Raw genomic sequence first — 13,636 nt, 5'->3', positions numbered from 1 at the left:
CCGCGGTGACGATCAGGATTCTGCCGGCCGTCGGCGACCCCGACGCCGCCCGCTCCCTGAGCGGGCTGCTCGGCCAGTTGCCCGGTGTCGAACCGTCGGCGCCGGTCGGCGACTCGACCCTGCTGCTCGACACCCTCGCCTCGCTGGCCGCCACCTCGCTGGAGGAGCTGCCGGAGGTCGTCCTCGTCCATGAGCGCATCGGCCCGGCCCCGGCGCTGGAGCTGATCCGCGAGATCGCCCTGCGCTTCCCGGCGGTGGGCGTGGTGCTGGTGACCGCCGACGCGGGGCCCGCGCTGTACTCGGCCGCCATGGACGCCGGGGCCCGCGGCATCGCCGGGATACCGCTGGCGTACGACGAGCTGGCCGCCCGCGTCCAGGGCGCCGCCCAGTGGGCCACCGGCGTACGGCGCCATCTCGGGGGCGGCGGCGATCCGCTGGCCGCCGGGCCCGGCGGCAAGCTGGTCGCGGTCGCGGGCGCCAAGGGCGGCGTCGGCACCACCGTGACCGCCGTACAGCTCGCGCTCGCCGCGCGGGCCGCGGGCCGTAAGGTCGCGCTCGTCGACCTGGACCTCCAGTCCGGGGACATCGCCTCGTACCTCGATGTGCAGTTCCGGCGCTCGATCGCCGATCTGGCGCAGATCAGCGACATCTCGCCACGAGTGCTCCAGGACGCGGTGTTCACCCACCAGACCGGGCTCGGGCTGCTGCTCGCGCCGGGCGAGGGCGAGCGCGGCGAGGAGGTGACCGACCACACCGCCCGCCAGGTCATCGGCGCGCTGCGGTCGCGCTTCGAGCTGGTGGTCGTCGACTGCGGTACGCAGATGACCTCCGCGGGCGCCGCCGCCGTGGAGACCGCGGACATCGCGCTGCTGGTGACCACCCCGGACGTGGTCGCGGTGCGCGCCGCCAAGCGCATGGTCCGGCTGTGGGACCGGCTCCAGATCCGCAAGGCGGAGGAGACCGTGACCGTGGTCAACCGGCACACCCGCAGCGCGGAGATCCAGCCGCAGCTCGTCCAGCGGGCCACCGGGACGACCGTGGCGCGCACCGCGATCCCGGCCGGTTTCAAGGAGCTTCAGCCCGCCGTCGACTCGGGCCGGATGCAGGACCTGGACGCCAAGTCGGCCGTCAAACAGGCGCTGTGGGGGCTGGCCGGTGAGCTGGGCCTGGTGGACGCCGCGCCCCCGGGCGGCGGTCGCCGCGCCGCCCACCGGGGCGGCCACGCGGCCGGGGGCGGCGGCGAGCGCGCCCTGCCCGGGCTGCGGCGGCGCCATGCCATAGAGGCGGGCGGCGACCCCGCGCAGGGCAGCGTGGGCGACGGCACCGACGCGCTCAACGAGATCGCCCCGCCGTCCACCAAGGGCTTCCTGCGCAAGCGCGGCGGCGACCGCGGCGGTGACCGCGGCCAGGTGACGGTCGAGTTCCTCGGCGTCCTGCCGCTGGCGCTGATCGTGCTCGCGGTCGTCTGGCAGGTGGTGCTGGTCGGCTATACGTACTCGCTGGCGGGCAACTCGGCCGACAAGGGCGCCCGCGCGGGCGCGACCAAGGGCGCGGGCGCCTGCCAGGACGCGGCGAGCAAGGACATCCCCGGCTCCTGGAGCGCCGACATCGACTGCGCGGGCGGCGACGGCTCGGTCTACAAGGCCACGGTCAAGCTCCACGTCCCGATCCTCTTCCCGGGCGCCGCCGACTTCCCCTGGACGGTCACGGGCGCGGCGGGCGCGGCGGACGAGAGCGATCTGGCGGGCGGAGGGGAGTGACATGACCCGTCACCGCGTACGCACGCGGACCGGCTTCGCGGGCCCCGCGACGGCCCCCCGCCGCCACGACCCGGGGGGTGCCACGGTGCCGGGCGACGGACTCGTGCCTCCGGGCGGTCGGCCCGCGGCCCCTGGGCCCATCGTGGTTTCTGGGCTCACCGTGGTTTCTGGGCTCATCGCGGTCCCTGGGCTCATCGCGATCCCCAGGCCCACCGCGGTCCTTGGACCCACCGCGGTCCCCGGGCCCATCGCGGCCCCTGGGCCCACCGCGGCGGTCACCGCCTGGTGCCGCGGCCTGGGTGCGGTGCTCGGCGGGGCGGCCGTGCCGGTCGGCCCGGCGCGGGCCGTCCGATGGCGCCCTTCCGCGGCGGAAACCCCGCCGCGGAACCCCACCGCGGACGCCTACCCGAACGCGGCGCGGCACCGTCCCGAGGTGGTCGGTGCGTCGCGCAGGCGCCGCGCGGGCGGTCACGCGTCGTCGCTTCGCGCCGTCGCCATGCGCCGGGGAGGGGCGATGGACCGGCGGGCGGACCGCCCCGCGCCCGCCGCCGCGCGGCCCGGTGACCAGGGCTCGTCATCGGCGGGACTCCGCGGTGCGGCGGAGGCCATCGAACGGTGGTGGGGCCGCTGGGTCGTGTCACGAGGCGTTCGGGGTGCGGCCGGGGCGGTGGTGCGCCCCCTGGGCCCCGGTTCGGCACGCGCGCGTGGGCGCGCGGCTGACCGCCCGGGGACAAGGGCGTCGTCGGGCGAGCGGGCGGGGGGACGGCGGCTGCCCGGGGGAAACTTCGGGCCGGCGGGCCGTCGCCCCACCGCGGCGCGCCGAGGCCGGGCGACGGCCTGGCGGGGCGACGGCCGCTTGCCCGCGGCCGCGCGGCCCGGTGACCAGGGCTCGGTATCGGCGGAACTTCGCGGTTCCTTGGAGGCCGCCAGGCGGCGCGGCCGCCCGGCGGCGGGCTCGGGCCGGGCGGGCCGACGCCCCGGCGCGTCGCGCCGAGGGCGGGCCGACACCGGGTCGGCGTCCATCGAGTTCCTGGGGTTCCTGCCGATCCTCATCCTCGTCGCACTCGCCGCCGCGCAGCTCGGCATCGCCGCGTACACCGCGCAGCAGGCCGGGACCGCGGCGCGGGCGGCGGCGCGCACGGCGTCGCTCGACGAGCCGCGGACCAGCCCGCAGGCCGCCGGGAAGGCGGCGATGAGCGGGTGGCTGGCCGACGGCGCCGGTATCAGCAGCGGCGGCTGCGGCGGCGGGGAGGCGCGGGCCACCGCGACCGTGGAGATCCCCTCCGTCATCCCCGGCTTCGACTTCGGCAGCGCCGAGAAAAGCGCCACGATGCCCTGCGACGACGGCGAAGGAGACGGCGGAAACGGCGGGAACGGCGGCTTGGCGCCTGCCGCGATGGGAGGCGACCGATGAGCCTGCGGGCCCGTATCACCGCGCCCGAGGGGCCCGGCGAGAGCGGCGGCGGACGTCAGGACGGCCATCTCGTCTCCGCCTACCGCGCCAAGCTGCTCGAGGAGATCGACCTCGCGGAGATGTCCTCGCTCTCCACCGCCGAGCGCCGCTCCCGGCTGGAGCGCGTGCTCGGCCACATCATCAGCCGCGAGGGCCCGGTGCTCTCGACCAGCGAGCGCTCCCAGTTGATCCGCCGGGTGGTGGACGAGGCGCTCGGCCTCGGGGTGCTCGAACCGCTCCTCGAAGACGCCTCCATCACCGAGATCATGGTCAACGGCCCGGACCAGATCTTCGTGGAGCGCTCCGGCCGGGTCGAGCAGGTCCCCGTCCGGTTCGCCTCCGAAGAGCAGCTCATGCAGACCATCGAGCGCATCGTCTCCACGGTCAACCGCCGGGTGGACGAGTCGAATCCGATGGTCGACGCCCGGCTCCCGTCCGGTGAGCGCGTCAACGTGATCATCCCGCCGCTCGCCCTCACCGGCGCCACGCTCACCATCCGCCGCTTCCCCCGCGCCTACACCCTCCATGAGCTGATCGGCATGGGCACGCTGGACGAGCAGATGCTGCTGCTGCTCGCGGCGCTGGTGCGGGCCAAGTTCAACGTCGTGGTCTCCGGCCCCACCGGCTCCGGCAAGACCACGCTGCTCAACGCCCTCTCCGGGCTGATCCCCGACGGGGAGCGCATCATCACCGTCGAGGACGCCGCCGAGCTCCAGTTGCAGCAGACCCATGTCATCCGGCTGGAGTCCCGGCCGCCCAACGTCGAGGGCAAGGGCCGTATCACCATCCGCGACCTGGTCCGCAACTCGCTGCGGATGCGCCCCGACCGCATCATCGTCGGCGAGGTGCGCGGCGGTGAGACCCTCGACATGCTCCAGGCCATGTCCACCGGCCACGACGGCTCGCTGGCCACCGTCCATGCCAACAGCGCCGAGGACGCGCTGATGCGGCTCCAGACGCTCGCCTCCATGTCGGAGGTGGCGATCCCCTACGAGGCGCTGCGGGACCAGATCAACAGCGCCGTGGACTGCATCGTCCAGCTTGTCCGCAACGCCGACGGATCCCGCCGGATCAGCGAGATCGCGCTGCTCGACAGCCATGGCCACGAGGCGTACCGCATCGCCACCGTATGCCGGTTCGACGCCCAGCCGATGGGCGCGGACCGGGTGGTGCACGGGCGGTTCGGCTACTTCCCGCTGCCGGAGCGGGTCGCGGAGCGGCTGCGGATGGCGAGCGAATCGGTGCCACCGGCCTTCGGCGTGGCCGCCTTCCCGGCCCAACTGGCCACCCGCGCCGCCGGATACGACCCGTACGACCGGCCCCCGCACGACCGGCCCCCGCACGACCGGCCGCCGCACGACCGGCCGCCGCACGACCGGCCGCCGCACGACCGGCCGCCGTTCGGCCGGCCCCCGCACGACCGACCCTCATTCGATCCACCCCCGTTCGACCCACCCTCGTTCGACCCCAGGGACCGGAGGTAGCAGGCCCCATGGACCATCTCGCGACGGCGGCCCTCGGCGCGACGCTGGTGTGCGGCGCGCTGGGCGTCGTGGGCGTGCACACCTACGTCCGCGGCAAGGAGCAGCAGCGCGCGCTGATCGACCGGCTCTCGGAGACCGGCCCGCTGCCGGGCACCGGCCGGGCGCGCCGCTTCGCCGGGGTCGACCGGCGACTGCGCACCACGTCCCTGGGCCGGAAGCTGGAGCTGCGGCTGGCGGCGACGGGCCTGGAGATCACCCCGGGGGAGTTCTTCGTCTATACGGCGGGGGCGGCGGCCGGGCTGTGGCTGATCGCGGCGTCCTTCCTCGCGGCGTTCTTCGGCCCGATAGCGGCGGTGGTCGCCGTCTGGGGGGCCTTCGCGTTCCTCAGTTGGCAGCGGCAGAAGCGGATAGAGCGCTTCATCAACCAACTGCCCGAGCTGTCACGGATCCTGGCCAACGCCACCCAGGCCGGGCTGGCGCTGCGCACCGCGCTCGGCATGGCGGCTGACGAGATGGAGGCACCGGCGGGCGAGGAGCTGGCCAAAGTCGCGGCCAAGCTGGCCGTCGGCCACTCGATCGACGACGCGCTGGAGGAGCTGGCCGAGCGGCTGCCCTCCCGGGAGCTGGTGGTGCTGGTCACCACGCTGGTGTTGTCCAACCGCGCGGGCGGGACCGTGGTCAGCTCGCTGCGCAACCTCACCCAGACGCTGGAGGAGCGCAAGGAGACCCGGCGGGAGGTGCGCACCCAGCTTTCGCAGGTGACCGTCACCGCCTATGTCGTACCGCTGCTGGGGATCGGGACGCTGCTGCTGATGAACCGGATCTCGGCCGGTTCGCTGGACCGGATGACCTCGTCCTTCTGGGGGCAGGCCGCGGTGGTCGTGGCCTTCTGCCTGTACGGGATCGGCTTCTTCCTCATCCGCCGCATGTCCAAGATCGACGTCTGAGAACGTCCGAGAACGTCCGAGAACGTCCACGACCGTCCGAGAGGGGACTCAGGGAGATGGCACTGCTGCTGGCGCTGGCGGCCGGCCTCGCCGTGGCGGGCATCGCCTACGGCATCGCGCTGTACCGCAGCGAGGCCAAGCTGCCCAGCGACCTGGCGGTGGCCCTGGAGGTCGGCTCCAGCCGGACGACCGCGGTCGGCTCGGCAGTCGACCGGCTGGGCATCCGCTACGCCCCGCTGGTGCTGCGGCTGATGGGCGAGAAGCGGGTGGCCAGGGTCCGCCGCCGGATCGATCTGGCGGGCAACCCGGGCGGTCTGACGGTGGACCGCTACGCGGCCCGGCGGGCGGTCTACGGGGCGCTCGGCTTCGGCGGGGCGCTGGTGATGCTGATCAAGGGTCAGGTCCTGCTGGCGCTGGTGCTGGTGGCGTTCGGGCTGTTCTGGATCGAGGTGGGCATCTGGGCGGCGGTGCGGGAGCGCAAGGACGCGATCGAGCGGACACTGCCGGACTTTCTGGACGTACTGGCCGTCGTGGTGAGCGCCGGGTTGAGCTTCCGTCAGGCCCTGGACCGGGTTGCGGAGAAGTACGAGGGTCCCTGGGCGGATGAACTTCGCATCACACTTCGGCAAATGGACATGGGCGTCAGTCGCCGCCACGCGTTCGAGGAGCTACGTAAACGTAATGACTCGGAACAGGTCGCGCAGTTCGTCACCGCCCTTCAGCAGGGGGAGGAGCTGGGCGCTCCGATTGTCGAGACGCTGATCGCCATTGCGAACGACATGCGCCGTACGGACGCCCAGAACGCGCGGCGGCGCGCGGCGCGCGCGGTGCCGAAGGCGACCATGGTCATCACGACCTTCATGGTGCCCGGAACCATGGTGCTGCTCGTCGCGGGGTTCTTCATCGGCTCGGGCACCGACTTCGGCTCGGTGACCGGGGACTGACGGTCTCTTTTAGGTGAAGCTCCTTCGCGGTTGCAATTGAATGTGGGACAGTCGTCGACGGAGAACTCCTCGGTGGCGGGAGGGGGTGAGACGGATGCACGACCGGGGCCGGTCGGCACGTCCACGGTTCGAACGTGGTGAACGGGGAAGGCAATGCTTCCTGGGGCACTGTTCCGAGACGGCTGTTTCGGCGTACTTTGCTCGTGTCGCGAGCGACACCACGGGGGTTGAGTCGCCGGACCATAGTGGGACGGCAGCCCATGGAGGGGAACACAATGGGGAAGCGCGTCATGCGGAACGATCGGGGACAGACCTCGATCGAATACCTGGGCATCATCGCCGTGGTGGTCGCCATCGTGCTGGTCCTGTCGACCACGGACTTCGGCAGCATGATCGCGAACGCCATCTCCGACAAGATCTCACAGGTCGTCGGCATCTGACCGGTCCCGTGACAGCGCGCCGAGATCTCAGGAGCGACGCGGGGCAGGCATTTCCGATCTACATCACCGCTGTGGCGGGCCTGCTCTTCCTCGCGCTCGCCCTCTTCGCCGTCGGCCAGGCCGGAGCCACCCGCAACGGCGGACAGACCGCCGCCGACGCGGCGGCCCTCGCGGCCGCCCAGGACTACCGCGACCAGTTGCGCAAGGCGTTCCTGGAGGCGATCGCGGACGGCAGCGCCTGGGACGACCTGCTGAACGGACGGGGATTGGGCTCGACCAGCGCCTGTGATGAGGCACGGTGGTTCGCCGGTCGGAACGGTGCGGATGTGACCGACTGCCACGGCCCCGCGTTCCTGCCGACGTCCTTCACCGTCACCGTCAGGACGCGGAAGCCCGTGGGCAAGACCGTCATCCCCGGCACGGAGACCAAGCACGCGAAGGCGACGGCCAAGGCGGTCGTCACCCCTCGCTGCACGGCCGAGCCGCCCGCCCCGCCCACCAAGGGGCCCGACGACGACGGCGGTGGTAAGGATGACGACGAAGGCGGGGACGGCGGTAAGGGCGACGGAGACGGCGGTAAGGACGACGGCAAGGGCGACAAGCCGCCCCTCGACCTCCGCTGCGACGGACTCGACCTGACCATCGACCCGGCGCATCTCGACCTCTTCCCGGACGCCAAGGACCTGTTCTCCGTGCACCTTGCCGACTGACGGCCGACTGACGAGCGAACGAAGAGCAAAGGACAGCGAGCGATGAGCATTCGGCACACGACGAAGGCCCGGAGGGGGGCCGCCGCGACGGCGCTCGCCGCGGCCCTGGCCCTCGCCGTGGCCGGGTGCGGCAGCGGCGACGGCGACGACAAGAAGCCCGGCGACGGCGCGGACCGGACGTCGACCGCGTCCAAGGACGACGGCGGGGATCAGGAGCCCGCCGCGGACTCGTCCAAGACCATCGGCGAGATGAAGGGGCCCGGCGGGATCGTCGTCACCCTGCACTCCGCGGAGCGCGACGACGGCGGGTTCGTCACGGTGAGCGCCACCGTCACCAACCACGGCAGCCGGCTCTTCAACGCGATCGACTGGCGCTCGAAGGAGACCGAGGTGAAGTCCCTGTCGTCCGTCTCCGGCGCGTCCCTGGTCGACGAGAAGGGCAAGAAGCGCTATCTCGTCCTCCGGGACACCGACGGCCAGTGCCTGTGCACCACGGGGCTCTCGGGGATCAAGCCCAATGAGAGCCGTCCGCTGTTCGCCCAGTTCCCGGCCCCGCCGAAGAGCGTCACGGAGGTCGACTTCCAGATCCCGACCATGCCGTCCGTCGGCATCACCCTCTCCGGATGAGCCGGGCCATGACACCGCAGACGACGGCCCGCCGCCCCGCGCGCCGCGGCCCCGTGCTGGCCGCGCTGGCCTCCACCGCGCTCCTGGTCACCCTCACCGCCCCGGCGCCGCCCGCCCACGCGGACAGCGGCCCCGGCGCGCCCGCCGACACCACCCCGCCCCTGAAGATCGACGCCAAGGACTCCGATCTGCGGATGCCCGAGGGCGCCAAGCTGGCGCCCGGCCGGGTCCTGGACATCAAGTCCGTGGTCGAGACGGACGACGGCGACGAGCGGCGGGAGGACACCAACGCCAAGGTGAAGTTCGCCCTCCAGGCCGAGGTGCTCTTCGGCAAGGACAGCGCCAAGCTGGGCGGCGAGGCGAAGGCCCGGATCAAGGAGATCGCCTCCGAGGCCGAGCGGCAGAACGCCAAGAGCGTCCGCGTCTTCGGCTTCACCGACGACCTGGGCTCCGCGAGTCATGGCATCGTGCTGTCGAAGCGGCGGGCCAACGCGGTGCAGCAGGCGCTCGCCGAGGACCTCGACCCCTCGGTCAACTACGAGATCCGGGGCTACGGCGAGCAGTACCCGATCGCGGACAACGCGAGCGAGGAGGGCCGGAAGCGCAACCGCCGGGTGGAGGTCAGCTTCCCCAGGACCGCCTGAGCGGCCCGGCTCCCCACAACCGCCTGAGCGGTCCCGGCGGCGCGATGCCGCATCATGGGTGTGCCGATCACACCATCCGCCGGAGTCCGTCCTGAGTACCGCCGTCGCCGAGTCCCTTTCCGTTGTCCTGCTGCTCGGCGTACTGGCCTTCGCGGTGGTGCGCCCCCGGGGCCTGCCGGAAGCGGTCGCGGCCGTGCCCGCCGCCGGGATCGTCGTGGCCGCCGGGGCGGTCTCGCCCGCCCGGGCCTGGGCGGAGACCCGGGAGCTGCTGCCCGTCGTGGGCTTTCTGGCCGCCGTACTGCTGCTGGCCCGGATGTGCGCGGACGAGGGGCTCTTCGAGGCGGCGGGCCAGGCCGTGGCGCGGGCCTGCGCGGGGCGCACCGACCGGCTCCTGGGCGGGGTGTTCGCCGTCGCGTCCGTCGTCACCGCCGTGCTGAGCCTGGACGCCACCGTCGTGCTGCTCACGCCCGTGGTGTTCGCCACGGCGGGCAGGCTCGGGGCGAGGTCCCGGCCGCATGTGTACGCCTGCGCCCATCTGTCGAACTCGGCGTCCCTGCTCCTTCCGGTCTCCAACCTCACCAATCTGCTCGCCCTTCAGGCCAGCGAGGTCTCCTTCACCCGGTTCGCCGTGCTGATGGGGCCCGCCTGGCTGCTGACCATCGGCATCGAGTACCTGGTCTTCCGCCGCTTCTTCGCCGCCGATCTGGCCGCCGGGACATCCGAGCCCCCGCCCGCCGACTGGCCCCGGGTGCCGGTCTTCGCGCTGACCGTGCTGCTGCTGACCCTCGCCGGGTTCGTCGGGACCTCGCTGGCGGGGCTCGACCCCCAGTGGGCGGCCTGGGCGGGCGCCCTCGTGCTCACCGTAAGGGCGCTGCGGCGCCGCGAGACGACCGTAAGGGGGGCCATCGGCGCGGCCGGGCCGCTGTTCTGCCTGTTCGTGCTGGCGCTCGGGGTGGTGGTCCAGGCCGTGCTGGCGGGCGGTCTCCAGGACGCGCTGACCCAGGTGCTGCCCACCGGGGCGAGCCTGCCCGCGCTGCTCGGGATCGCGGCGGTCGCGGCGGTGCTGGCCAACCTCATCAACAATCTGCCCGCCGTGCTGGCGCTGCTGCCGATCGCCTCCGCGGGCGGCACCGGGCCCGTGCTCGCCGTGCTGATCGGCGTCAATCTGGGCCCCAACCTCACCTATGTCGGCTCCCTGGCCACCCTGCTGTGGCGGCGCATAGTGCATCACCATGAGCCGGCCACCGGCTCCGACCTGGGGGTGTTCACCCGACTGGGGCTGCTGACCACACCGGCGACCGTGGTGGTCGCGACGGCGGCGATGTGGATGATGCTGAAGGTCACCGGAAGCTGAGAAACACCGGAAGCTGAGAAGCACCGGAAGCCGAGGGGCACCGGAACGCGTGGGGCCGCCGTCGCGACGGCTCGTCGCGGCGGCGGCCCTCAGTCCGCTGTCAGGACGCCATGCGTCCCGACATCAGGATCCGTTATCAGGATTCGATCCAGTTGTGCGCCTGGGCGAGCTCGATGACCCGCCTGCGCACCTGCTTGATCTGGTCGGCGGTCAGGCTGCCGCCCATCTCGACCAGCGCCTCGGTGAGCTCCTGCCGCAGCTCGGCGACCGACAGCACATCGCACATGGTGTCGTCGCCGTCCGGCCCGGAGGAGGGCCGTACGACCGGCGCGGCGGCGCGCTCCAGGACGCGGACCTCGGACGCCTTGGGCCCCTTGTCGCCGTACTCGGGAACGAACCGCACCTTGGACCCCGGCTGGAACAGGTGCTTCTCGTCCAGCAGGTCGTTGGCGTGCATGAAGACGTCCTCGCCGCCGTCGTCCGGAGCGATGAAGCCGTAGCCGCGGAACTCGTCGAAACGCAGAATCTTGCCCGTGGTCGTCACCGTGCCACCCCTACCCCTATTACCTCTACCTCGATGATCCCGACCGCTACCTCGTTGAATCCGGACCGCGATCGAGGGTGTCCCAACCATGACACCGAGAAGTCAGCGTACAGAAGGAGCGGGCGGCGCTGAAGGGCCGGGGGCGATCACGACGCGCACGCCCCGCCGCACGCCCCAGCGCTCCAAAGCGCCCGCCTCCGCCTCCAGGACATGGCGGGAGCGCAGCCGGGGGCGCCCGAGCCGCCCGGGGCGCAGGGTGTGGACGTCCACGACGGTGAGCCGCCGGTCCAGATAGGCGACGTCGATGGCGAACCGCATCCGGAAGGTGTGCACCCCGCTCGCCGGGGTGAGGAGGAGCGCGCCGGTCAGGCCGTCCCGGCCGAGCAGACCGCGGGCACGGGCGCGGTAGGAGGCGGCGATGGTGAGCGGAATGCCCGCCGCGCGCCCGGCGCTCAAGCCCTCCGCGCGCCCCGCGGTGCCCTCCGCGCCCTCCCGGTCCTCCTCTGCGCCGTCCGCTCCGTCCGCGCCGTCCGTGCTGCCGACCACGTGCAGCGTCCCCGTACCGTCCCGCCAGCGGCCCACCATCCGGCCCCCCTTCGGCCCGTCCCGCGCTGTTCGCACCTCCCGCGCAGTGTTCCACCGGCCGGGCGCTTCCGTAGGCTCGGCCCGTGCAACCGCTGCTGATCGTGCTCGCCGCCGCGTACGGAGCGGCCGCCGGGCTGCTCGTACCGCGCCCGCTCTACCGGCTGGCCGTCGATCCGGAGGAGCCCTGGCGCGGCGCCTGTCCGCGCGGGCACGCGCTCACCGGCCCGGCGCGCGGCTGGCTCGGCCCCGCCCGCTGTGCCGGCTGCCGGGGCGGCGAGCGGGACTACGGGACGGGCCCGGTGCCCGCCGCGGCGCTCTCCGCGCTGGTGTGCGCGGGCCTGGCGGCGGCCGTCGGCGCCCGCCCGGAGCTGGCGGTGTGGCTGCTGCTGGTGCCGCTGGGGGTGCTGCTCACGGCCGTGGACCTGGCGGTCAACCGGCTGCCGGACGTGCTCACCCTGCCCATGGCGGGCGGGGTCGCCGCGCTGCTCGGCGCGGCGGCGCTGCTGCCGCACAGCGCCGGGTCCTGGCCGCGCGCGCTGCTGGGCGGCGCGGTGCTGGGCGGGGCGTATCTGGTGCTGTTCCTGATCAGCCCGAGCGGGATGGGGTTCGGCGACGTCAAGCTGGCGCTGACGCTGGGGGTGGCCCTGGGCTGGTACGGCTGGGACGTGCTCCTCGTGGGCGCCCTGGCCGGACTGCTGCTGGGCTCCTGCTGCGCCGCGGCCCTGGTGCTGACCCGGCGGGCCGGGCGCCGGACCGCGATGGCGTTCGGCCCTTTCATGATCCTCGGGGCGGGCGCGGGGCTGGTTCTGGGGGCGCTCGGGGCCGGATGACACCGGCGCGCGAATTGTCGGCCCCGCCGATGCATGGACATCCCCTCACGAAGCGTTATGGTGGAAGCCCCCCCTCGGGCCGGTCCGTACTCCCCCCCCACGGACCGGCCCGCTCTATTCCTGGCATCCGAGGCCCCAGGGGCGGCACGTATCCCGCACGGTCGGCTACGAAGCGTGACGCGGGCCCGTCGTTTGGCCGTCCCGGTTAGCCAGCCCCTCCGCCCCGCAGTAGGGTGTCGGCCTTGGGGCGGACTGCCATGGCAAGCCATGCGAGGCACTGAGGGGCTGGAAGACGTGAAGTTGCGCGACCTGGTGTACGGGCTCTACGCACGCCGGGTGGAAGGCCGCCTCGATCACGCCCAGGTGCCCAAGCACATCGGCGTCATCCTCGACGGCAACCGCCGCTGGGCCCGTGCCGCCGGCGGCACCGCCGAGCAGGGGCACAAGGCGGGGGCCAGCAAGATCCAGGAGCTGCTCGGCTGGTGCAGCGAGACGGACGTCGAGGTCGTCACCCTCTGGCTGCTCTCCACCGACAACCTGGACCGCCCCGAGGACGAGCTGGGCCCGCTCCTGAGCATCATCGAGGGCGCGGTGCGCGATCTGGCCGCCGACGGCCGCTGGCGGGTGCACCACGTCGGCAACCGCGATCTGCTGCCCTCCCGGACCCAGACGGTCCTCAAGGAGGCCGAGCGGGACACCGAGCACATCGACGGAATACTGGTCAACGTGGCCGTCGGCTACGGCGGACGGCAGGAGATCGCCGACGCGGTGCGGTCGCTGCTGCTGGACCACGCCACCAAGGGCACCTCCTTCGAGGAACTCGCCGAGGTCGTCGACATCGACCTCATCTCCGAACACCTGTACACCCGTGGCCAGCCCGATCCCGACCTGGTCATCCGCACCAGCGGTGAGCAGCGGCTCTCCGGCTTCATGCTGTGGCAGAGCGCCCATTCGGAGTACTACTTCTGTGAAGTTTTCTGGCCCGCTTTCCGCAAGGTCGACTTCCTCCGCGCACTGCGTGACTACGCCGCCCGTCATCGCAGGTACGGCTACTAGTTCCGGTCTGTAGCACCGCAGTTCACCGGCCCGGGGCCGGACGCCGCCCGGCGTCCGGCCCCGGGCCGTGTAGCACGCTGGTTTCACAACGTTCATATCCGCGCCGTCATATGCCGTTGCATGCCCCCGCACGTTCGAGGGAATATCCCTTCCAGGTCGACGCCCTGTCCCACCTGTCCAGTTGGGTGTCGAACTGCCAGCGGACGGCATTGGGCCGTCCGTCCGGGAGGCCCTTTGCACACGGACGACTGTGCGGAT

14 protein-coding genes are annotated in these 13,636 nt (G+C 72.8%); 12 read left to right on the top strand and 2 right to left on the bottom strand.

The features are described 5' to 3' along the window. Nucleotides 1-5: 5 nt before the first annotated feature. The 10 genes from ACK1X7_RS20700 (at nucleotide 6) to ACK1X7_RS20655 (ending at nucleotide 10,363) form a co-directional block, all read left to right on the top strand. A complete protein-coding gene (locus ACK1X7_RS20700) occupies nucleotides 6-1,760 on the top strand; it encodes an AAA family ATPase (RefSeq protein ID WP_385156838.1) in 1,755 nt (584 codons plus the stop codon). A 916-nt stretch (nucleotides 1,761-2,676) separates the two neighbouring features. Beyond that, on the top strand, nucleotides 2,677-3,174 hold the full coding sequence (locus ACK1X7_RS20695) for a TadE/TadG family type IV pilus assembly protein (protein WP_390792107.1): 498 nt from the start codon (nucleotides 2,677-2,679) through the stop codon (nucleotides 3,172-3,174). Beyond that, on the top strand, nucleotides 3,171-4,697 hold the full coding sequence (locus tag ACK1X7_RS20690) for a CpaF family protein (protein WP_398158225.1): 1,527 nt from the start codon (nucleotides 3,171-3,173) through the stop codon (nucleotides 4,695-4,697). The genes ACK1X7_RS20695 and ACK1X7_RS20690 overlap by 4 nt, the downstream gene beginning before the upstream one ends. 8 nt (nucleotides 4,698-4,705) lie before the next feature. Next, a complete protein-coding gene (locus tag ACK1X7_RS20685; RefSeq protein ID WP_385155421.1) occupies nucleotides 4,706-5,644 on the top strand; it encodes a type II secretion system F family protein in 939 nt (312 codons plus the stop codon). A gap of 56 nt (nucleotides 5,645-5,700) precedes the next feature. Then, on the top strand, nucleotides 5,701-6,588 hold the full coding sequence (locus ACK1X7_RS20680; protein ID WP_137967216.1) for a DUF5936 domain-containing protein: 888 nt from the start codon (nucleotides 5,701-5,703) through the stop codon (nucleotides 6,586-6,588). Between the two features lie 290 nt (nucleotides 6,589-6,878). Next, nucleotides 6,879-7,028: a hypothetical protein gene (locus tag ACK1X7_RS20675; protein ID WP_162496074.1), complete on the top strand. Its 150-nt coding sequence runs from the start codon at nucleotides 6,879-6,881 to the stop codon at nucleotides 7,026-7,028. Between the two features lie 8 nt (nucleotides 7,029-7,036). Next, nucleotides 7,037-7,738: a pilus assembly protein TadG-related protein gene (locus ACK1X7_RS20670; protein WP_390792106.1), complete on the top strand. Its 702-nt coding sequence runs from the start codon at nucleotides 7,037-7,039 to the stop codon at nucleotides 7,736-7,738. Nucleotides 7,739-7,780: 42 nt separating this feature from the next. Beyond that, nucleotides 7,781-8,365 (top strand): hypothetical protein, encoded by a 585-nt coding sequence (locus ACK1X7_RS20665; RefSeq protein WP_390792105.1) that lies wholly within the window; start codon nucleotides 7,781-7,783, stop codon nucleotides 8,363-8,365. Nucleotides 8,366-8,373: 8 nt separating this feature from the next. Beyond that, the gene (locus tag ACK1X7_RS20660) at nucleotides 8,374-9,009 is read left to right on the top strand and encodes an OmpA family protein (protein ID WP_385155408.1); all 636 of its coding nucleotides are present in this window, start codon (nucleotides 8,374-8,376) and stop codon (nucleotides 9,007-9,009) included. A 58-nt stretch (nucleotides 9,010-9,067) separates the two neighbouring features. After that, on the top strand, nucleotides 9,068-10,363 hold the full coding sequence (locus tag ACK1X7_RS20655) for an SLC13 family permease (RefSeq protein WP_413115492.1): 1,296 nt from the start codon (nucleotides 9,068-9,070) through the stop codon (nucleotides 10,361-10,363). Nucleotides 10,364-10,499: 136 nt separating this feature from the next. Here ACK1X7_RS20655 and ACK1X7_RS20650 read toward each other — a convergent pair whose 3' ends face one another. Together ACK1X7_RS20650 and ACK1X7_RS20645 are read right to left on the bottom strand one after the other, a co-directional pair. Next, a complete protein-coding gene (locus ACK1X7_RS20650; protein WP_137967219.1) occupies nucleotides 10,500-10,907 on the bottom strand; it encodes a cold shock domain-containing protein in 408 nt (135 codons plus the stop codon). A gap of 102 nt (nucleotides 10,908-11,009) precedes the next feature. Beyond that, entirely contained in the window at nucleotides 11,010-11,492 is a 483-nt protein-coding gene (locus ACK1X7_RS20645; protein ID WP_385155402.1) for a DUF192 domain-containing protein, read from the bottom strand. A gap of 83 nt (nucleotides 11,493-11,575) precedes the next feature. Between ACK1X7_RS20645 and ACK1X7_RS20640 the strand changes: the two genes are divergently transcribed. Then, nucleotides 11,576-12,322 (top strand): prepilin peptidase, encoded by a 747-nt coding sequence (locus ACK1X7_RS20640; RefSeq protein ID WP_382960502.1) that lies wholly within the window; start codon nucleotides 11,576-11,578, stop codon nucleotides 12,320-12,322. Nucleotides 12,323-12,616: 294 nt separating this feature from the next. Beyond that, entirely contained in the window at nucleotides 12,617-13,378 is a 762-nt protein-coding gene (locus ACK1X7_RS20635) for an isoprenyl transferase (RefSeq protein ID WP_216346405.1), read from the top strand. The last annotated feature ends 258 nt before the right edge of the window (nucleotides 13,379-13,636 follow it).

It is taken from the genome of Streptomyces sp. CY-1, from assembly GCF_047218265.1.
GTDB classification, from domain to species: domain Bacteria; phylum Actinomycetota; class Actinomycetes; order Streptomycetales; family Streptomycetaceae; genus Streptomyces; species Streptomyces niphimycinicus.
The sequence above is the reverse complement of the archived record's forward strand: the minus strand, read 5'-3'. Positions and strand labels throughout refer to the sequence as shown.

Coding starts and splice junctions, on each gene's coding strand:
- ACK1X7_RS20690 (WP_398158225.1), top strand. CDS start 3,171: ATGAGCCTGCGGGCCCGTATCACCGCGCCCGAGGGGCCCGGCGAGAGC.
- ACK1X7_RS20685 (WP_385155421.1), top strand. CDS start 4,706: ATGGACCATCTCGCGACGGCGGCCCTCGGCGCGACGCTGGTGTGCGGC.
- ACK1X7_RS20680 (WP_137967216.1), top strand. CDS start 5,701: ATGGCACTGCTGCTGGCGCTGGCGGCCGGCCTCGCCGTGGCGGGCATC.
- ACK1X7_RS20675 (WP_162496074.1), top strand. CDS start 6,879: ATGCGGAACGATCGGGGACAGACCTCGATCGAATACCTGGGCATCATC.
- ACK1X7_RS20665 (WP_390792105.1), top strand. CDS start 7,781: ATGAGCATTCGGCACACGACGAAGGCCCGGAGGGGGGCCGCCGCGACG.
- ACK1X7_RS20660 (WP_385155408.1), top strand. CDS start 8,374: ATGACACCGCAGACGACGGCCCGCCGCCCCGCGCGCCGCGGCCCCGTG.
- ACK1X7_RS20645 (WP_385155402.1), bottom strand. CDS start 11,492: ATGGTGGGCCGCTGGCGGGACGGTACGGGGACGCTGCACGTGGTCGGC.